The sequence below is a fragment of the Colwellia sp. SU-HH01217 genome (assembly GCF_057543495.1).
On record NZ_BAAJLX010000015.1, the window covers coordinates 1 to 21,066 of the forward strand.

Here is a 21,066-nt window from a genome sequence, read left to right on the forward strand (position 1 = left end):
GTCATTCATCAGAAATAAAAAACCTGCAAAAGCAGGTTTTTTATTTAGAGCGTTAAGTAGCTAATGCTACTTATGCGCAGAATAAATAATTGAATACAAGGCGCTTTATTACAACGTTTAGTGTTTCTTAAACGAGTAACAAAGCAACGCAGTAATCAATCATTTAGACAAGCATAACTACATCATGCCGCCCATTCCACCCATACCACCGCCCATGCCGCCCATATCAGGCATAGCTGGAGCAGAATCTTGAGGTATGTCAGTAATCATCGCTTCAGTTGTTAGCATTAAACCAGCAACAGAGGCAGCAAACTGTAAGGCACTACGTGTAACTTTAGTTGGGTCTAAAATACCCATTTCTAGCATGTCACCGTAAGTGCTGTTACCAGCATTGTAGCCGTAGTTACCTTTACCGTTACGTACTTCGTTTAAAACAACTGATGATTCGTCACCACAGTTAGATACGATTTGACGAAGTGGTGCTTCCATTGCTCGAATAGCAACGTTAACACCATGAGTTTGATCTTCGTTAGCGCCTTCTAAATCTTTAATCGCTTCAGCGGCACGAACTAAAGCAGTACCACCACCAGCAACCACCCCCTCTTCAACAGCAGCACGAGTTGCATGTAATGCATCTTCAACACGCGCTTTTTTCTCTTTCATTTCAACTTCAGTCGCTGCGCCAACTTTAATGACTGCAACACCGCCAGCAAGTTTAGCTAAACGCTCTTGAAGCTTTTCTTTATCGTAGTCTGAAGTAGAGTCTTCAATTTGACCACGAATTTGAGCAACACGTGCTTGAATGTCTGCTTCTTCACCAATACCATCGATAATAGTGGTGTTATCTTTAGAAATAATCACGCGCTTAGCTTGACCTAAATCTTCTAACGTTGCTTTCTCAAGTTCCATACCAATTTCTTCAGAAATAACAGTACCAGCTGTTAAAGTAGCAACATCTTGTAACATCGCTTTGCGACGATCACCAAAACCTGGTGCTTTAACCGCAGCAACTTTAACAATTCCACGCATATTGTTTACAACTAAAGTAGCTAATGCTTCACCTTCAACGTCTTCAGCAATAATTAGTAATGGCTTACCTGCTTTAGCAACGCCTTCTAATGTCGTTAATAATTCACGAATGTTAGATACTTTTTTATCAACTAATAAAATAAATGGGTTTTCCATTTCAACAGTGCCATTTTCTTGGTTGTTGATGAAATATGGTGATAAATAACCACGGTCGAATTGCATACCTTCAACCACATCTAACTCATCTGTTAACGCTTGACCTTCTTCAACGGTAATTACGCCTTCAGTACCTACTTTGTCCATTGCTGTGGCAATGATTTGACCAACAGTCTCATCTGAGTTGGCAGAAATAGTACCTACTTGCTCGATAGCTTTATTGTCTGTTACAGGTGTTGACGCTTCTTTTAATGCCGCAACCGCTGCAATTACCGCTTTATCAATACCGCGCTTAAGATCCATAGGATTCATACCAGCAGCAATTGACTTTAAACCTTCATTAACAATAGCTTGAGCTAAAACAGTTGCAGTAGTGGTACCGTCACCAGCTTCATCATTGGCTTTAGAAGCGACTTCTTTAACCATTTGAGCGCCCATGTTTTCAAACTTGTCTTCAAGTTCAATTTCTTTGGCAACAGATACACCATCTTTAGTGATTGTTGGACCACCAAATGATTTATCTAATACTACGTTGCGACCTTTAGGGCCTAAGGTTACTTTTACCGCGTCAGCTAATACATTTACGCCTTTAAGCATTTTTACGCGTGCGTCATTTCCAAATAATACGTCTTTTGCAGCCATGTTATTGATTCCTATAATTTTGTTAAGAACAATGTTTGAATTTATTTAATCTAAACACTGTTTTGGACTATTTATATTAGGGCTTGATAATAAGCTAAAAGGCTTAAGCACCAAGAAATACAAAGCTAACTTGAGTAAACTTGTATTTTTGCTATGTTCTTTTAGCGATTAGTTAAGCGCTTATTTATTCTACGATTGCTAAAATGTCTGATTCAGAAAGAATTAATACTTCTTCACCGTCAAGTTTTTCAGTTTTAACGCCATATCCTTCGCTAAAGATAACGTTATCGCCAATTTTTACGTCTAAAGCACGTACTTCTCCGTTTTCTAAAAGACGGCCGTTACCGACAGCGATAACTTCACCACGCGTTGACTTCTCAGCAGCACTTCCAGTTAATACAATACCGCCAGCAGATTTTGACTCTACTTCTTTACGTTTGATAATTACACGATCGTGCAGAGGACGAATACTCATTTATGTTCTCCAGAGAGTTAAATATTAAAAAGTTAAATTTACTTGAAATTAAATATGGGGATAAATTACCACTAAACAAGTTTTTTTATTGAACTAGTTTAGTGGTGTTAATTATTCGTTTAATCTTTGCGTTCAAACTCACCCTCAAGTGTTTCTCCTTGGTGCTGGGATGTTGTGTGACTGGTCGATTTAAATTCAGCGCTGTCATTGATAGTCTCTTCCACTGAAGAGGCTGAAAAACTAGCTCCTCCTTGTGACATTTGACTCACCACAAGGTGCTGTTGTACTGATTTAATTAATACTTGCCTGACAGCGGGTACTAGCAAAGAGAGTCCAAAAATATCAGTCACAAAGCCTGGAGTAACTAATAACACACCGGCAATTAATAACATGACTCCGGTAATTATTTCACCAGAGGGCATTTCACCTTGCGCCATTTTAGTTTGAACAGATTGCAAGGTGGCAATTCCTTGTTGACGAACATACTTTGCGCCAAGCCAAGCAGTAAAAATTACAATAGCGATAGTTGGCCACGCACCTAACCATTCGCCAACATGCATTAAAACAGTAATTTCGATAATCGGTACAATAACAAAAAACAAAAATAAAATACGAAACATAACTTCCCGAACTTTTTAGCGAGTTGATGAAACTAATATGGGGGTATTCAGGTCTATTTCAAGCAAATGGCATTCAGTAGATAAGCCTGTGCAAATAAACCAAGAACATCACATAAGATTTTGTTAAAGTTTATTTAAAAAATTTGGTTTATTATCGCCATTCATTCGTCAAGCACTTTTAGTGCTTAAAAACTGTCGCTTTGAACATCCAGCATAGCGACATGTCCCAATTAAACTGGATAGTTGAGTTACTAAAGAAGTTATGAAAAAGTTAACCTCTGTATTTATATTATTATTTACTCTTTTACTTGCCAATTTAACGCTTGTAGAACGTTCCGCCAATGCCCAACAATCAATCTTTGACACTTCTTCCTCGTCTTTATTTAGTAATGAAGAAGAGTTTCTACACATTGATGAAGCATTTGGTTTCAACTTTTTTCAAAAAAGTGATCTGCTTGAAGTAACCTTTGATATTGCTGACGGTTATTATTTGTATCGTAAGCAATTTAAAATCACTTCTGAAGGAGCAAGTGTCGATGCGGTTAATTTACCGCAAGGGCAAAGTCATGAAGATGAATTTTTTGGTGTGCAAGAAATTTACACCGGCCAATTATCGTTTACCGTAGATATTTCGCAAGTAACTGAAAATTCGACTATTGAGATTCGTTATCAAGGGTGTGCCGAAAAAGGTTTATGTTACCCCCCTCACAGTAAAGTGGTTGACTTAAGCAAAGTAGATTCGAGTGACCAACAAGCAGTGCTAGCCGCTATTACCACAGATAAAGAGACAATAAACGGCGCATCAACAACGAGTAAACCTGAAATAACAGCTAGCAGCGAACAAAACCAATTGGCCGACATGTTAAAGCAAGAAAGTTTGTTGCTCACACTACTCGCATTTTTTGCTGGTGGCTTACTACTATCTTTTACTCCTTGTGTTTTTCCTATGTACCCCATTTTAACAGGTATTATTGTTGGCCAAGCTAAAGATAAGGTATTAACCACCAAACAAGCTTTTACGCTTTCATTTTTCTATGTTCAAGGGATGGCAATTACTTATACCATTTTAGGTATAGTAGTAGCGTTAGCCGGTGCCCAATTTCAAGCGATGTTTCAATCGCCCGTAGTATTAATCGCCCTAAGTATTTTATTTATCTTTTTAGCGCTTTCTATGTTTGGTTTATTTAATTTGGCGCTACCTAGCAGCTGGCAAAATAAACTTAATAACTTAAGCAACCAGCAAAAAGGAGGATCAATTATTGGTGTTGTGATTATGGGGGTTATTTCTGGCTTAGTCGCTTCACCTTGTACCACGGCTCCACTCACTGGCGCATTGCTTTATATATCACAAACAGGTGATGTTGTTCTCGGTGCTTCTGCTCTGTATGCATTAAGCTTAGGTATGGGACTACCGCTACTTATATTAGGCAGTTCAGGAGGAAAAATACTTCCCAAAGCAGGTGCCTGGATGAATGTTATTAAGAATATATTTGGCTTATTGCTACTTGCCGTACCTATATTTTTACTTGAGCGCATTATTCCTGCACTACTTGTCGATATATTATGGACCTTATTAATTCTTGCTAGCGCCAGTTATTTTTACGTAACTAATCAAAACTCAACTAAGCATAAAGGCTTTGGTTATGGTTGTCGCTCGCTCATTATCTTTTTAATGCTCTACTTTGGCGCAACAAAGGCTTATCAACTCATTAACCCAGTGCAAAATACTTCGGTTATTGAACAAAATCAACACGCTGAATTTATTAAAATTAAAAACTTAGCCGCATTAAATGAAGCAGTATCTGCTGCAAATAAAGATAATAAAACAGTAATGCTAGACTTGTATGCTGATTGGTGTATCGCCTGTAAAGAGTTTGAGGAGTACACGTTTAATACACCACAAGTTCAACAAGCATTAAATAATTCAGTGCTCTTGCAAATTGATTTAACAGATACCGGCTCTGACGAAAGTATAGAGATTATGGAACACTTCGAGGTATTTGGGTTACCGTCTATCTTATTTTTTGACTTAACCGGCAAGGAGCTTAGCAACAATAGAGTGACAGGCTTTATGGAAGCGGATGAATTTACTAACCATGTTAATGCGCTGTTTAACTAATTTATCATTCATAGCCGCTTTTGCTTTCTTAACATATTAGCAAGAGCGGCACTATACAATTTACCCAACGCATTTTTTCACAAACTTAAGAGAAAAAGTCAATCGAGCTCAACTAGCTGAGCTCGATTGACCAATTAGATTTCTAGCAACTATTTTCGTTAAACTCTGTGTTAACTTCTTCGTTAAATATCAAATGAAACCGGTTTAATTGGGCTTTCCACTTTGGTTTTCCAATAGCCGTCGCTAATATGAGATTCAATAAACGACATAATATCTATTTCAGGAATAGGTTTAGAAAAATAATAGCCTTGAATTAAATCGCAATTATTTTCCGTTAAGCTACGCAATTGGGCACTCGATTCTACCCCCTCAGCAATAGCTGTTAATCCTAAGTTTTTCACCATAGCAATAGTCGACATTATAATTTGATAATCCGCATGGTTTTCTAACATGCCAAATACAAAGCTTTTATCGATTTTAATGACATCTATTGGCATTTTTTTCAAATACGTTAATGACGAATACCCTGTACCAAAATCATCAATAGCAAAGGTAAAGCCCATGCTCTTTAAAGTATCCATAACTTCAATAGCTTGCTCTACATCTTTAACGAGCGTCTGTTCTGTAATTTCTAATTCGAAATGCTCAGCAGATAAATCAAACTCTGCTAATAACTCTTCAAAGTAGGTGGTTAATTTAGGATCAGTAAACTGAATAGCAGACAAGTTAATCGCAACTTTAACGTTGTTTAATCCTGAGTGACGAATTTTCACTACCAATTCAAAGCAGCGGCGAATAACCCAGTAGCCTAAAATAATCATGTGCTCTGAATTTTCTAAAATAGGAATAAAATCATCTGGTGAAATCATACCTCGCTCAGGGTGATGCCAACGTAGTAAAGCTTCAAAGCCATAAAGTTTTTTAGTTTTTGCTTCTAATTGTGGCTGTAAACTAATGCTGAATTGCTTTTTAGCCAGTGCTTGTCTCACTTCTCCTTCTAACATGACTCGGTGAGCGACTTTTTCATACATATCTTCGTGATAGACATGAAATTGAGAGCCACCACTTTCTTTAGCTTCATACATAGCAATATCAGCATGACTGATTAACGCATCAGCTTTGGCGTTTTTATCGTCGCTATAAACAATGCCAATACTGGTCGACACATAAAATAAACTCGATGAAAGTTTTATCGGCTCTCTAAATTGCAAGAGTATTTTTTCAGCAATTGCCTCAGCTTCTGCACACGAATTTAATTGACTTAAAACAATAACAAATTCATCACCACCAAAGCGGCAAGCTAGATCAATGTTTTTCACACTTAAACGCACGCGATCAGCTGCAACAATGAGTAAGCGATCCCCCTCACTATGGCCATGACTATCATTTACTTTTTTAAAGTCATCTAAATCTAAAAACAATACGGCAACGCCTTTTTTGTCGATAGCGATATTAGCAATAGATTTTCGAAGTTGATAATTGAGCATATTACGATTAGGCAAACCTGTTAATAAATCGTACATCGCTATATTTTCAAGCTCTTTAGTTTTTTGATCCACTTCAAGATTAAGCTGTTCAAGCTCATAACTGAGCTCTATTGTCGCATCGGTCAGCACATCAAGTTCATCAGAAAAAAAGCGAGGTGATTTAAGTTTTGTCTGGCGAAATAAATCAAACTCTTTTCTTGCCAACAAGGGTAAAACGTTAGAAAGCGTTAGCAATCGTTTAGTAAAAGGACTCGCAATTAAATAAACTAGCGTTGCCAAAGCAATAAATATAATAATGGCCGACACTAAAACCTGCTGCCGATAATGATCACTCTCTTTTTTGAAAGGCGTAACATCATCAACGAGTGCTAAATAATATTGTCGCTGATTTTCAGCAATAGGCATTAAGTTGAGCAAATAATTCGAAGAAGTTAAGTCTATTTGTAAGCCATTATTGTTTACATCGCGGACAAAAGTATCACCAGAGTCATAGCTAAACAAAGCATTAAACAGTTGTGGATTAGACGCAGACATAAAGTTAACCTCGTTTAGTCGCGTATCCTTGTAATTTTCAAAACTGACAATCGCCAGATCACTTTTCAAAGAGCGGTTAATCGCATATAACATATCGACTAACGATGCGCTCATCACTACGATAGCTAACTCACCTTTTTGATTTAATAAAGGAATACTGATTAATTGTTGACAGCTTTCTGCACAATGCAATTCTTCTTGAGGGGTTTGCTCACTTAAGGTTTTAATGACATTCTTCTTAACATAGTCAGGGAGTGAGCTAGTAGTGTAAATCGGTTGAAGTCGGTGATTGACTAGCCATATATTTTCGACATTAAAATGCAACTCTAAAGCATCAAATTGCGCTTTTATACCATCAGCAAAGCTAGAAAAATCATCCTCTTGATTAAGGCTTATTACATCGGAAAACGTTTCTACCCACACCCTTAGTTTTGAACGTAAAATGTCATTATGCAAACTAAATTGCAGCTGCCCTTGCCTAAGAGTGTCTTGTTGAAATTGTTTAAACTCTTCTTGAAGGCGCCACAATGACATCGCCGAAAACCCAACGCCAATAAACAATAGCGTAATTATAATTAACGCGAGTAACTTAGTCGGAACACTGACAAACACTTTTTTCATAACAGCCTCTAAAACCAGTACATCAGTTGCATTGTCCATAAATTCCAATGCTCATTGTTATTGATGGCGAGGTTAGGAAACACTACAGGTGTTAACCGAGCTGTACCGTCAAAACGATGATACTCAAGTTGCAGGCGAAAATCTTGCGCGAGGTCATAAGAAAGACCAAACGTAAGATCATGTTGATAAGCAAAATAATTAGGCACCAGCCCCCCTGTACTCTCTGTTAACTGCTTACCACTTTTGTCATCTTTATCCGCATAAAATTTTTCGTATCTAGCTAGTAAGGTTAGTGCATTATTGACTTTATATCTTGATTGCACATAAAAGCCTTGCCCCATTTTATCTTCGTGAGAATCGACAGCATAAAAGCCATCAAAGATAAAACGCTCTTGAAAAATTTCGCTACTAAACTCCCACTTTTCACCTTCATATATTGCATTAACGATAAAGCGCTGCAAAGTAATTTTGGCATCTAGAAAATTATCGCCCTGTTCAGCCATATTGTATTCAAAGTCACTGTCTAATAAAGCTAAACCAAAACGCCAAGATGACAAGAAAGGTTGCCAATATAAGCTCGACTGCACATCAAAAGTCTGCTTCATGTCGCCAGTGGCAAGTTCGCTGAGGATAATTTGAGTTTGCTCTTTTGATATATGAGAGGTACCAGTACTGATATTAAAGTCAAAATCACCCAATTCATCAGAGCTATGACTTACTTTAAGATTCACGCCATCAGCGCCTACGGCAATGTCTCTAAAACCATCGAAGTACACAGACTGAGGTAAGATAATACTCGGGCGAGTAAAAGGCACATCACGTGTACTTGAGTAAAGCCAATGAGTGTTTTTATAGCGACCAGCATAAAGGTTTACTTGCCAGTTTTCATTTTGAAATGCCGACCAGTCGATTAGCGCATAATCAACACGTACCCCATCGTCGTACCTATTACCGCCATCTAAATAAACCATTTGCCCTGTTAGACGAAACTGGGAACTTAGTTGATAAGATGCATTCAAACCAATCTCTGTCAGTTCAGCAGATAAATCACCACTATCATTAACAAAGTCACTACCATCTACATCAATAATACCTTGAGCAACAAAACCATGAACTTGCAAATCATGAAAAGTTTCTTGGTTAGCTGATGCACCCATCATTACTATATTTAACGCGATCAAGGTGACTAATTTTATTGCTTTCGTCAACATCCTATTCCTTAATTTTAATAACATATGCATCCTTAACAATGGTGGAATCGTCAACATAGCCAATTGCTCCTGCCGTGTTAATTACCGCTTCAAGTAAAGCTTGTGGTGTATCAACAACAATAGGTGCTGTACCTAGTCCTGAGAAAATTAACTTATTCCATATACGATCTAATTTATATGAGAATATGCCTAATTCATTTTTGCTGAAATTTTGATGTAGAGGGTGGGAGCTCGGCAAAACAAAAACAACAATTTTTTGGCCATTAGCCCACTGCAATTGTCGCATTGAAAAAATTCGCCGTAATTGTGATTGCGTTATTGGTGCTACCGCTTTATTGGCGATAACTTTAGCGCTGTATGCTATAGGACTCGAAAAAAGTGCAATAACAACAATTAGACTGGTGAGTATGCTTTTGATAGACACATCCCTGTAAACGAAAAAATACTAGTAAGTAAATCCGGAGTACTAGTAAGTATTGTAAATGAGTTATTTTATCAAGCTAATTAGCAAAAATGCAAAATAATCAAATATTAAGCTTACTTTTATTTAATACCAGTATAGTTCAAATATAATCAGTCGCAACAAATCTTCACACCTCAACTGATAAGACCAGTATTTTGCTGCTATATTCTGCGAAAACACTATAATAATCGCTTATTATTAAAAACATGAACTTTTTTGCTATATTTCATTCCAAGCATAATGATTTTATGTAAAGATTGTAAATAACATTACAAATAAGGTGCGTTTACAGAAGATGACTGCAAAGTTTAGAGTTTTAGTACTTAATGGTCCTAACTTAAATATGTTAGGAAAGCGTGAGCCTGATATTTATGGCGCTCAAACTTTATCTGAGATTATTGAGCAACTAACCAATAAAGCGCAATCTCTCGGTATTGAATTGCTTCATTTGCAATCTAATGCTGAGCATCAGCTGATCGATGAAATTCATCAGGCACATGAAAAAGTTGATTATATTATTATAAACCCTGCGGCTTTCACTCATACCAGTGTGGCATTACGCGATGCCCTTTTATCAGTGAATATTCCGTTTATAGAAGTACATTTATCTAATGTGCATGCAAGAGAGCCTTTTAGACAACATTCATATTTATCTGATGTTGCTAAAGGGGTTATATGTGGCTTAGGTAATCAAGGATATAGCTACGCTTTAGATGCCGCACATCAGTTTCTTAGCAAAAATTTAAAATAAACATTGTGTTAAATGTAAATAACAACATTTAACACATTAAAACTAAAAGCAACAGTTAACTTTTTTAGGTTAACTACTATTTATAAAAGTTTTATCTATTATTAGTTTTTATATAGATAAAATCATCATCACAATATATGAAGGTGTTCCATGGATATTCGTAAAATAAAAAAACTTATCGAACTTGTACAAGAATCAGGTATCAATGAATTAGAAATATCTGAAGGCGAAGAGTCTGTAAGAATTAGCAGCGGCGCTGTTAGCAGTGCACCAATGGTTGCAGCTCCTGTTCAAGCAGCTCCGATCTCAGCCGCCCCAGCTCCTGCTGCCGCACCTACAGCTGATGCTGCTCCTGCTGCTGTTTCAGGCCATGAAGTTCGCTCACCAATGGTAGGCACTTTCTATGCTTCAGCTTCGCCTGATGCACCTGCATTCGTAGAAGTTGGTCAGCATGTAAACGCTGGTGATACTTTATGTATTGTTGAGGCAATGAAAATGATGAATCAAATTGAAGCAGACAAATCTGGTGTTATCAAAACCATTTTAGTACAAAACGAAGACGCTATTGAATTTGATCAACCGCTATTCATCATTGAATAAGCCCATATATATCAACACATAAGGTTTATTCCATGTTAGATAAAGTCGTTATCGCCAATCGAGGCGAAATTGCACTAAGAATACTACGCGCTTGTAAAGAGCTAGGTATTAAAACGGTTGCTATCCATTCAACTGCCGATAGAAACTTAAAACACGTTTTACTCGCAGATGAAACTATTTGTATTGGTAAGGCATCGGCACCTGAAAGCTACCTAAACATTCCAGCAATAATTACAGCTGCAGAAGTTACTAACGCTGTTGCAATTCATCCTGGTTATGGCTTTTTAGCTGAAAATGCTGATTTTGCCGAACAGGTTGAAAAATCTGGTTTTGCCTTTATTGGCCCGAAAGCAGAGAGCATTCGTATAATGGGTGATAAAGTTGCCGCAATTAAGGCCATGAAAGTTGCCGGCGTTCCTTGTGTACCTGGTTCAGATGGCCCGTTAAACGATGATGAGGCAACTAATAAAGCACACGCTAAGCGTATTGGTTACCCTGTTATTGTTAAGGCTGCTGGCGGCGGTGGTGGCCGTGGTATGCGTGTAGTTCGTACTGAAGAAGAGTTAATTGACGCAATTGCCTTAACGAAACGTGAAGCAGGTACTATTTTCAAGAACGATATGGTTTACATGGAAAAATTTCTTGAAAATCCACGTCACGTAGAAATTCAAATAATGGCTGACGGACAAGGCGGTGCTATTCACTTAGGTGAGCGTGATTGTTCGATGCAACGTCGTCACCAAAAGGTGGTTGAAGAAGCTCCTGCACCGGGCATTACTCCTGAAATGCGTGCCAAAATTGGTGAGCGTTGCTGTAACGCTTGTATCGAAATTAATTACCGCGGTGCGGGGACATTTGAGTTTTTATACGAGAATGGCGAATTTTATTTTATTGAAATGAATACCCGTATCCAAGTAGAGCACCCTGTTACTGAAATGGTGACTGGCGTTGATTTAATTAAAGAGCAATTACGTGTCGCAGCAGGTCAGCCTTTATCTTATACGCAAGAAGATATTAAAGTATCTGGACATTCTATTGAGTGCCGTATTAATGCTGAAGACCCTCGCACATTTATTCCTTCACCTGGAAAAATTACCCGTTTTCATCCTCCAGGAGGTTTAGGTGTTCGTTGGGATTCTCATATTTACGCTGATTATTCGGTTCCACCTAATTACGATTCTATGATCGGTAAACTGATCACTTGGGGTGATAATCGTGACGTAGCTATTGCTCGTATGCGCAATGCATTAAGTGAGTTAGTGATTGACGGTATCAAAACAAATATCGCTTTGCACATTGATATTTTAAACGATCAAGGCTTTGTTAACGGTGGTGCTAACATTCACTATCTTGAAAAGAAACTTGATGAAATGTCGTAACTTACTGATGTTAGTGCATAAGTAAAAATGTCTTGAAAGCCTCGTAAAATGCGAGGCTTTTTATTATCCTTTGTTAATACAGTGTCATCTTAACTTCATATAGTATGTTTTCATCTTGGACTTCATCAAACATCAAAGTAAGCTGATATTCATCAGAGTCAATTTCAACCACATTGTCTAGCTCAAAACTATCTGCTGGAAAACCTTTTCTGAGTGACTCGATTGATTTCCCTTGTTTATAGTCGCCAAAAAACCAAGGACTTGCTAAAGCTGCTTCAGAGACACCTGAAGTAAATATTTCCTCGACTAAATTTACGCTTTTAAGATCATCATTTTTAACTTCTAGAAATAAATTGTCATTATAAACTAATAAACGTTCACTCTTTGATGAGGTGATAACAGCTAATGGAGTGCCAAATTGAGGTTTAATTACATCAAAATCTATACTTTGCTTTTTATGGAGTGAGGCGGATATTAGTGCTAACAAGTTAAATTGTTCAATTCTATTAACTAATAACCTGTTATTAAGCGCTTTGTAGGTTTTATTTTCTAATGTAAAACCATTGAGTACATAGTTTTCATCTTGTGCACTTTGATTAGAGTATTGACTAAAAGATAACGTTAACCTTGCTTTATTATTCTCAATAATGAATTGATGTTCTTTATTCAAGTTATCATCTGTTTTCAAAGCCGCTTTTACATCAGACCATAACGAATTATTCGAATACCTATTGTTTATTTTCCACTGAAAATCATCAAAGTAATCAAGAAAAGGGATTTTATTCAACATGCTTTGATTAAGTAAAGTGGGAACCGTCTGTATTTTTACTAATTTATCATTTTGAAAATGCAACCAGTGTCGCCGCCCATAACCAATGATTAATTCACTTGTGTAAACATTGAGTATTACATTAGGTGTACCTAATGTCGTAATGACATTCTGATAATTTTCGCCTAGTTTTACGCCATAAACACCATTTTCTAGCGACACCTCTTGATTAGTAATGTGAGGCCGATGTATCACATTGCTAAAACTCACTGTATACGCGTATGTGTTTAATTTTATTTTATTGCTTGTCGTTTGAATAACCTTATCGCCTTGGTGGTTATAAGCCGTACGTCTTTTCGATTCTTGATTATTTTCGCTACATAAATGTATGAACTCAGCCTCATACGCTAGCGTAAAAATTGCCCTTTTTATTTTGGTAGCTGTAATAGCTTTCTTGATGTCTTTTGCTACTAGGATAACTGCATCAGCACCTACGGAAGCTGCTTGCTTACGTATCTTCATCAATAAATCACTGGTTATTTCATCTTTATCTAAAGGGTCGTCAATTTGCTCTTTAGCAGCATAATGCTTAATGACTTCATAAGAACAGTTAGGGTAAAAGTCTAAAATGGGGGGATATTTATCGGCTAAATTTGTCGCCTGTATAGTAGTGCTACTAACTAAAGTAATGATTGCAAACACAAAGAAGACGACTTTCATTTTATTTGATTCTTAAAATTAATGACTAGACGGAGGTTAACATAAGGCTAAGTAATTTATGAGACTAATCTTGTGATTTAACCTTATACAAATAAGCGGATAAAATTTTATTGGTGGCTGCGTGTTTAGCGCAGTATAATTGTTAGGGTTCTTTTTATTGAGTAAACATATGACAAACGTTTTAGAAAAGCCAAATCCTCCTGCCGATGATGATTGTTGTGGCGGTGGTTCGTGTAACCCCTGTGTGTGGGATCATTATTATGCTGAATTACAAAAGTGGCGAATTGCCCAAGCAAAACTTAAAGAGCAAGAGCAAAACCACCATCAAGAATAGTAATCTCCACAAGTAAGTAACCTGAGCTCAAGTTAAGTAGCTAAGCACGACTTAACTCATCGCAATAACAGATTTAACCAACCGACTAATCCCTTTAGCAGCATCACTGATTGATGTTGCTAACATATAAGCCGGTGTTGAAACCACTTGATTATCTTTATCGATTACCACACTTTCAACATCTGCTTTAATATGCTCTAGCCCCATAGTGGCTATAGATTCAGCGGTTGCCGCGTCATGACCAATAGTGCCTTTAACCCCTTTAGGGTAAATAAGTGGCAACATCGCTGGTGCTATACACATATATCCAGCAGGCTTGCCAGCATTAGCAAACGCTTGGCACATTTTCAGTACTTCATCATTAACCTGACATTCACAGCCTTGCAAGGCAAAGTTTGATAAATTTTTTGCGGCACCAAATCCGCCAGGTACAATAAGTGCGTCCCATTCATCAATATAAAGCTCGTTGATATCTTCAACATCACCACGCGCAATACGCGCTGACTCAACTAATACATTACGGGTTTCATTTTCACTAATCGCCCCCGTTAAATGGTTAATAACATGATGTTGTTCAATATTAGGCGCAAAACAGCGATAACTTGCACCACATTGCTCGATTGCCAATAGTGTTAGTACCGATTCTTGAATTTCACTACCGTCGTAAACACCTGAGCCACTTAACAGTACTGCAATTTTTTTCATCATTTCCTCATTACCAGTAATTAACTAGTTACTTGATTCATTTTTATTTTCAATTGGCATAATAATACCACTAAAACAGCAAACCCCATTAATAAAGCAAATGGTAATGCTGTACCATCGTAAAATATTGCTAAAATAGGCCCAGCTAACGCGCCGATACCAAAACGTAATGTGCCAATAACCGCCGTTGCTGTGCCCGATTGCTCGGCAAACTCGATCAATACCAGTGAATCCGCATTAACTGCAATCATCGAAATACTGCCCATTAAAGGGATTACTGTTATCAGAGTAAAAATTAAAGGTAGTGAAAAGTAATTAGCAATGACTAAGCCCGTCGAGGCTATCACGCTTAACACTAAGCCATAACGCAGCATAGTACGCGAGCCTTTTTCAATAACAAATTTTGTATTGGTAAAGTGTGCAATCATCAAGGCTAATACGTTAATGGCAAACAAAATGCTAAACATGAACTCTGAGGTTTTAAATACCGTTAAATAGACAAAAGGAATGCCTGTAATATAGGTAAAAAATGCGAGAGATATCATCATCGATGTAATCAAATCTAATCGCGCTTTTTGATGCGTTAATACAATTTTATAGCGGGCAATAAAACCAAAATGTTGACGTTGCTCAATGTTTTTTGCTTCAGGTAGATATTTAATCGCAAGTACTAACACGACTAAACTATAGGCTGCTAACACGTAAAAAATTAACGTCCAGCTATGCAGTAAGAGGATAAATGCACCAATACTAGGAGCGACCATGGGCGCAACCATCATAATCATACTGACATAAGAAAAGCCCTTTGCCATATTTTTCCCATAAAACTCTCTTATAGTTCCAGGAACAATCACGGTAGCGGCACTACTAATAAAAGCTTGCACAAAACGAAGTGAAAGAAATTGTTCAATATTTTGACTAAAGGGTAAGGCTAAGCTCGCCATAATAAAACCGCCAATACCAATAAATACTAATAACCTTCTACTGTGTTTATCTGCCATTGGACCAAAAAACAATAAACCAAGCGCATAGCCGAATAAGTAAATACTTAAAGAATTTTGCACAAGTGGCATTTGTGTATCTAAATCGCTTGCGATTAATGGCATTGCCGGTAAATACATATCAATAGCTAATGGAGATATCGCAAGAATCGATGCTAATAATGGCAATAATAACTTTAATGAAATAGCAGGTTGAGTTGTTTGTGTTAAAGCATTCATTTTAAGCTTGTTTTCTCTGTATTTCGTTAGCAACAGGATGTTGATGAATAAGTCGCCCTAAGGTTTTTAGCGCTTCTTCTATACCTTCGCACCACTGAACGCCAAAACTTATACGCATATAGTTTTTATAATTACCCGAGGGAGAAAAAATTTCTCCGGGAGCAAAACTCACACCTCGTCTGATTGCTTGCTCAAATAAATGACTCGTATTGATATGAGATCGGCAACGTAGCCATAACACACTGCCGCCTTGCGGTTTTGAAATACACACTTCATCAGGAAAGTGTTCAGCAACGAGTGCTCGCATTCGTTCACAGTTGTAAATTAACTTTTTACGTAACACGCTTAAATGTCGATCATATTCACCACTGGCTAAATACTCATTCAAGGTCCACTGCTGTAACATAGGTGAGGAACAAGATTGCGCTCGCTTAATACGTTTTGCCTGTTCTTCAAACTTACCAGGTATTAACCAACCCACTCGATAACCTGGCGCTGCTGTTTTAGAAAATGACGAACAGGTCATCACCAAGCCTTTAGTTGAATAAAGCTGTGCAGGTTTAGGTTTTTGATCAGAAAAATAGAGTTCGCTATATACGTCGTCTTCAATTAGCGGAATATTTTCAGACTCAAGGTATTCAACCATTGATTGGCGTTGTTCATCGGTCATTAAGGAGCCTAATGGATTACTAATAGCACTAGAGAATAAGCATGCCTTGATACTGTGTTGATTAACTGCTTGTTTTAGCTCAGACAAAGCGACACCATTTTCTGTACAGGTATAAACTTCTAATGCCTTCATGCCTAAACTTTCAATCAGTTCAATCAAGCCAAAAAAGCAAGGAGACTCTATAGCAATCACATCACCGCGTTGAGCAACACATTGCAAAGCAATAGACATCGCTTCTTGAGTACCATTAGTGATAACCATATCTTCATAGTTAACATCTACGCCCTGCCCTTGATAACGATATGCTAACTGCATTCTCAGTTTGGCATCACCATTAACGGGTCCATAACTTACCGCTTTTTCAGCCACTTTACTGATCACAGAGCGCATCAATCTTGCCAACGCTTTATCTGGTGGATGACAATGAATAGGATTTGAAATACCTAAGGCCACGGTATTGGGTAAATGTACCGCTTCATGGACTTGCTCAATTAAACTTCTGCATTTAACTTCTACAGGTATACAACCCGACCAATCGGCAGGGCGAGGCAATAAAGTTCGGGCGTTCTGGGCTTTTAAATAATAGCCAGATTGGGGTTTTGCATATACCTTACCTTGACGCTCTAACTCAATGTAAGCTTGTTTTACTGTTGGAACACTGATTTCAAATTGCCCACTGAGATTACGTAAACTAGGCAGTTTGTCACCGGGGAGCAAGGCACCCGATTTTTCTTGGCGCTCAATAAATTCAATAACTTGTTGGTATAAAAATTCAGAAGAAGTTTTGTCTAATAATCGCATTATTTTCACATGTTTAAGTAATAACAATGAAACTGTATAGGTTGCATTTTCATTATTTTGTACATGTTATTAAAACAAAATTCATCTACACTGTCTATTCATAAAGCCTAGCTAGCCAAATTATAATGTTAATTAAACCATGGTTATTAAATACTGATTACTCAGGACCCACTTATGAATAACACCTTTTTATACTGTGTAACGGTATTAATTTGGGGGACAACTTGGATTGCAATTAATTACCAATTAGGTGATGTTGCTGCTGAAGCTTCCCTCGTTTATCGATTTGGATTAGCTTCTTTAGTTTTGTTTGCTTACTGTTGCTTTAAAAAACTGCCGCTAAGTTTTACGTTTAAGCAACATGCTCAGTTTGCAGCTTTTGGTACTTGTTTGTTTGGCGTTAATTACTATTTTCTCTATTCAGGACAAGTATATATAAATTCAGCCTTAACAAGTATTGCGTTTTCAACCTTAATGTTGGCCAATATTATCAATGCACGGCTTTGGTATAAAACCCATATCACGCAGCAAGTGTACTTTGGTGGTGCTTTAGGTTTAATCGGCATAGTTACGCTATTTTGGCCTCAAATTACAGATGTCGTATTTGGTCCAGAAACCCTACTAGGGTTAACTCTTTGCTTAATCGGCGTTTTATTTGCCTCTACGGGTAATATGTTGTCGATGAAAAACCAACAACAAAAAATTCCCGTGTTACAAGCAAATGCATGGGGAATGGCATATGGCACTTTGATTATGGTAATGATGGTGTTGTTTCAAGGTAAAAGTTTTAACTTTTCATTCACTTTTGCCTACATAAGCTCATTACTTTATTTATCTCTTTTTGGTTCAGTAATTGCGTTTGGCTGTTATTTAAGTTTATTAAGTCGTATTGGCGCTCATAAAGCTTCTTATTCAAGCATTATGTTTCCTGCTGTTGCAGTAATTATTTCAACTTTTGTTGAAGGTTTTGTTTGGGATACTTATACCATTTTGGGATTAACAGCGATGTTAGTTGGTAACTTAGTGGTTTTATCTAAACCTAAAGTTGCTGAAGTAGCAGTGCCGATTACTGAAACGACAGAAGAGAAAAAATTAGCTTTATCGTAATTTCAACAAAACAGGTTTCGTGCTCGCTGCACAAACGGCATAGAGATTCCTTCCCCTATGCCGTTTTTTTATGTCTATTGTTGAAATGACTGCTGATATGGTCGGTTTTGATTAACCGCCAATAGGCGAGCCAGGTGGTAGGCTAACCTTTGCAGGCACAATCACTTGTTTCCCATTTTCTAAACTATATTCTATTTGTTGCTCTAGCATTTTAAACTGTGCACTAAGCTCATTGTACTTACGACTGTCATTATTATCATCAAGCCAATCAGTAAGTTGCTCTAAGTTGTTATAAATGAGAGCTCGCACCTCTGTTACCGTATTTTTATCTTGCCAAAGCGCAATTAACTGATCTACCACTTGTTGATTAACGCGTTGTTGCACTAATAAAGCTAATCCCTCTTGAGGTGCTTTATAAACAGAGTTTTTAAGCACTCTTTTTATAATATAGTTAGCATTATTTATTCTGCTATTAATCACTGACTGTTGCTGAACTCGAGCTAACCTTTCACCATTTAGCAATAAACTTAACGTGTGTTTTGCACTCGCTTCAGCAGCGGTCACTGGATCAAATGCCAGCCCAATATGGCTACTAAAACTTTCTCGATTTCTTGAGTAGCCGTAAGCTTTAGGTGGAATTAAAGAAAGAATACTCTGGGGTAAAACTAACACTTCGCTTTCAAGCGTATTAAGTAGGCCCGTTATTGCTTTGTTTTGTTGTTCAGAAGAGACCGTTCTCACTCCTTTAACCGCTGAAGTTCCTTTGACTTCGTAGCTATAATCTAAACCGCCAATCAGTTTTGCGGTAGCTTCTACTTGAAAACGATGAAAATTATAAATAGGGACTAATACTTGTTCTAATTCCGATAAAGGCACGCCATAGTCAATAGAATTTATACCAAAATCTGACAGTGCTTTTTTCCTAATTGATAATACTCGCGCTAATTCTTGTGTCGCATTAGCGCCATTATCCCATAAATGGCCATTGTTATTTGCAGAAGACGCCGCTCGTGCATCAGGATCTGACATATACAGCAAACCTTGCTTTTGTGCCGATTGAATAACTTTGGCTAAATAACTAGCTTCTTGCTCTGGCGCTACATCAGCATAACCATAATCAATCACAGCTTTGTCCCATGCACCTAAACCTGCGGCATAAGCATTAGTTAAGTCCATCTCTCCATTTGTTAAGGTAATAAAGGGATGAGGATAATCCATTACCGAAGCACGGTTGTTAACACTGGCAGAAAAGTTATGAGCAATGCCTAAGGTATGACCTACTTCATGTGCTGATAATTGACGAATACGTGCTAACGCCATTTCTTTCATCGCAGTTGTATCAGCATTGGGGGCGGTAAATGGAGATGTTAAACCTAGGGCAATTAAGTAATCTTGGCGCACTCGAAGTGATCCTAGCGTTACATGCCCTTTCATAATTTCACCGGTACGAGGATCAATCACAGAAGAGCCATAAGACCAGCCACGTGTTGCTCTGTGTACCCATTGTATGACGTTATAACGCACGTCCATTGGATCAGCATCTGCTGGTAGCATTTTAACTTGAAAAGCATTTTTATAACCAATAGCTGAAAAGCCTTGATCCCACCAACTTGCGCCTTCAATCAATGCACTGCGAACAGGCTCTGGCACACCAGGATCTAAGTAATAAATAATAGGTTCAATGGCTTCACTAACTGCTACTTTTGGATCTTTTTTCGATAATCGATGACGTGGAATATTACGCACAATTAACGGTTGATCAATTTCACTACCATAATCCGCATAAGATTCAGACCAGTAACCACTTTGTGGATGGAATTTACGTGCTTGATAATTGTCATCCGGCAATTTAATTAACGAGTGATGTAAATTGACGGTTACTGCGCTTGAATCTGGTGTAACGCTACGTAAATAATCGCCAGCATTTGAACCTTTATAAGTGACTGTTGCCTCTAGTTCGGTATTATTGGGAAAAGCTTTAGTGCGATTAATATAAAGAGCACTGCGACTCGCATCTATTTGATAACTACCCTGCTTTGCGCGTTTTAACTTCGCAGACAGATTGTGAATGTCCGACAATAAAAAAGGTGTGTAATCGATTAAGACCTTATCTTTATTTTTACTGACATGAGCTACTTTAAAGCCCCAAATTATAGAGCTTGCAAAGGCTTCGGTAACAGCCTGTTTCTCTAACTGATTATCAGTTTCTGCTCGATAATAAGTATTCAGTTGTCTTAAAAAAACTTTATCGCCAACACGCTCAAATTTTACTATTCGCGTATCGCCGAGTTGCCCTCTGTCTAAACCAATATCATTTGATCCTATACCATTAGGTAAAGCGCTTTGAAAAAGAAACTCTTCGTTAAAACGTGTTATCTCAAGATAAATCTTTCCTTTTTCTTGATCATGAAAAAAAGAAAAATAGCCTTTATGCTCTTCTTTATCTTTAATAAAACTCTCAAATGTTTCTGCCTTGGTTTCTGCTGCAGCACTATTTGTGTGTAATAAAATAATGCTACTTATAATCACAATTATAAATTTACTCAAAACTCTCATAGCTAATCCTTTGTTATTCTTATATCGAAACCGTATAATTGGCTCAACGCACTAACCAAATGAATATTAATTTCACTTTGGTCAAATATAAAATATA

17 protein-coding genes are annotated in these 21,066 nt (G+C 37.5%); 6 read left to right on the forward strand and 11 right to left on the reverse strand.

Features of this window, described 5'->3' with window-relative positions; translation table 11 throughout:
• Window positions 1-177 precede the first annotated feature (177 nt).
• The 3 genes from groL to AC27G3_RS15445 all read right to left on the reverse strand — a co-directional run bounded on the left by groL (window position 178) and on the right by AC27G3_RS15445 (window position 2,922).
• On the reverse strand, window positions 178-1,827 hold the full coding sequence (groL, locus tag AC27G3_RS15435; RefSeq protein ID WP_487123063.1) for a chaperonin GroEL: 1,650 nt from the start codon (window positions 1,825-1,827) through the stop codon (window positions 178-180).
• Between the two features lie 184 nt (window positions 1,828-2,011).
• The gene (locus tag AC27G3_RS15440; protein WP_487123065.1) at window positions 2,012-2,302 is read right to left on the reverse strand and encodes a co-chaperone GroES; all 291 of its coding nucleotides are present in this window, start codon (window positions 2,300-2,302) and stop codon (window positions 2,012-2,014) included.
• A 119-nt stretch (window positions 2,303-2,421) separates the two neighbouring features.
• Window positions 2,422-2,922 (reverse strand): FxsA family protein, encoded by a 501-nt coding sequence (locus tag AC27G3_RS15445; RefSeq protein WP_487123067.1) that lies wholly within the window; start codon window positions 2,920-2,922, stop codon window positions 2,422-2,424.
• Window positions 2,923-3,184: 262 nt separating this feature from the next.
• On the opposite strand from AC27G3_RS15445, the gene AC27G3_RS15450 reads away from it, so the two are divergent.
• A complete protein-coding gene (locus AC27G3_RS15450) occupies window positions 3,185-5,041 on the forward strand; it encodes a protein-disulfide reductase DsbD (RefSeq protein ID WP_487123069.1) in 1,857 nt (618 codons plus the stop codon).
• Window positions 5,042-5,223: 182 nt separating this feature from the next.
• Here the strand turns inward: AC27G3_RS15450 and AC27G3_RS15455 are convergent, their stop codons facing one another.
• Genes AC27G3_RS15455 through AC27G3_RS15465 form a run of 3 tightly spaced genes read right to left on the reverse strand, consistent with a single transcriptional unit; the run spans window position 5,224 to window position 9,318 of the window.
• Window positions 5,224-7,722: a putative bifunctional diguanylate cyclase/phosphodiesterase gene (locus tag AC27G3_RS15455; protein ID WP_487123071.1), complete on the reverse strand. Its 2,499-nt coding sequence runs from the start codon at window positions 7,720-7,722 to the stop codon at window positions 5,224-5,226.
• On the reverse strand, window positions 7,692-8,894 hold the full coding sequence (locus AC27G3_RS15460) for a hypothetical protein (protein ID WP_487123073.1): 1,203 nt from the start codon (window positions 8,892-8,894) through the stop codon (window positions 7,692-7,694). The genes AC27G3_RS15455 and AC27G3_RS15460 overlap by 31 nt, the downstream gene beginning before the upstream one ends.
• Before the next feature lies 1 nt (window position 8,895).
• Window positions 8,896-9,318 (reverse strand): type 2 periplasmic-binding domain-containing protein, encoded by a 423-nt coding sequence (locus tag AC27G3_RS15465; protein WP_487123075.1) that lies wholly within the window; start codon window positions 9,316-9,318, stop codon window positions 8,896-8,898.
• A 334-nt stretch (window positions 9,319-9,652) separates the two neighbouring features.
• On the opposite strand from AC27G3_RS15465, the gene aroQ reads away from it, so the two are divergent.
• The 3 genes from aroQ (at window position 9,653) to accC (ending at window position 12,087) form a co-directional block, all read left to right on the forward strand.
• A complete protein-coding gene (gene aroQ, locus AC27G3_RS15470) occupies window positions 9,653-10,108 on the forward strand; it encodes a type II 3-dehydroquinate dehydratase (protein ID WP_487123077.1) in 456 nt (151 codons plus the stop codon).
• A 150-nt stretch (window positions 10,109-10,258) separates the two neighbouring features.
• The gene (gene accB, locus AC27G3_RS15475) at window positions 10,259-10,708 is read left to right on the forward strand and encodes an acetyl-CoA carboxylase biotin carboxyl carrier protein (RefSeq protein ID WP_487123079.1); all 450 of its coding nucleotides are present in this window, start codon (window positions 10,259-10,261) and stop codon (window positions 10,706-10,708) included.
• A 32-nt stretch (window positions 10,709-10,740) separates the two neighbouring features.
• Window positions 10,741-12,087 (forward strand): acetyl-CoA carboxylase biotin carboxylase subunit, encoded by a 1,347-nt coding sequence (gene accC, locus AC27G3_RS15480; RefSeq protein ID WP_487123081.1) that lies wholly within the window; start codon window positions 10,741-10,743, stop codon window positions 12,085-12,087.
• A 73-nt stretch (window positions 12,088-12,160) separates the two neighbouring features.
• Here the strand turns inward: accC and AC27G3_RS15485 are convergent, their stop codons facing one another.
• On the reverse strand, window positions 12,161-13,576 hold the full coding sequence (locus AC27G3_RS15485; protein WP_487123083.1) for a hypothetical protein: 1,416 nt from the start codon (window positions 13,574-13,576) through the stop codon (window positions 12,161-12,163).
• A gap of 169 nt (window positions 13,577-13,745) precedes the next feature.
• Between AC27G3_RS15485 and AC27G3_RS15490 the strand changes: the two genes are divergently transcribed.
• The gene (locus tag AC27G3_RS15490; RefSeq protein WP_487123084.1) at window positions 13,746-13,910 is read left to right on the forward strand and encodes an oxidoreductase-like domain-containing protein; all 165 of its coding nucleotides are present in this window, start codon (window positions 13,746-13,748) and stop codon (window positions 13,908-13,910) included.
• A 51-nt stretch (window positions 13,911-13,961) separates the two neighbouring features.
• Here AC27G3_RS15490 and elbB read toward each other — a convergent pair whose 3' ends face one another.
• Genes elbB through AC27G3_RS15505 form a run of 3 tightly spaced genes read right to left on the reverse strand, consistent with a single transcriptional unit; the run spans window position 13,962 to window position 17,306 of the window.
• A complete protein-coding gene (elbB, locus tag AC27G3_RS15495) occupies window positions 13,962-14,615 on the reverse strand; it encodes an isoprenoid biosynthesis glyoxalase ElbB (protein WP_487123237.1) in 654 nt (217 codons plus the stop codon).
• Window positions 14,616-14,635: 20 nt separating this feature from the next.
• Window positions 14,636-15,835 carry a Bcr/CflA family efflux MFS transporter gene (locus tag AC27G3_RS15500; protein ID WP_487123086.1) on the reverse strand — a complete coding sequence of 400 codons (1,200 nt, stop codon included), beginning with the start codon at window positions 15,833-15,835 and terminating at the stop codon, window positions 14,636-14,638.
• Between the two features lies 1 nt (window position 15,836).
• Window positions 15,837-17,306, reverse strand: coding sequence for an aminotransferase-like domain-containing protein (locus tag AC27G3_RS15505; protein WP_487123088.1), 1,470 nt, complete (start codon window positions 17,304-17,306; stop codon window positions 15,837-15,839).
• Window positions 17,307-17,480: 174 nt separating this feature from the next.
• Between AC27G3_RS15505 and AC27G3_RS15510 the strand changes: the two genes are divergently transcribed.
• Window positions 17,481-18,413 carry a DMT family transporter gene (locus AC27G3_RS15510; protein WP_487123090.1) on the forward strand — a complete coding sequence of 311 codons (933 nt, stop codon included), beginning with the start codon at window positions 17,481-17,483 and terminating at the stop codon, window positions 18,411-18,413.
• A gap of 111 nt (window positions 18,414-18,524) precedes the next feature.
• Here the strand turns inward: AC27G3_RS15510 and AC27G3_RS15515 are convergent, their stop codons facing one another.
• A complete protein-coding gene (locus AC27G3_RS15515) occupies window positions 18,525-20,969 on the reverse strand; it encodes a zinc-dependent metalloprotease (protein ID WP_487123092.1) in 2,445 nt (814 codons plus the stop codon).
• Window positions 20,970-21,066: the final 97 nt, after the last annotated feature.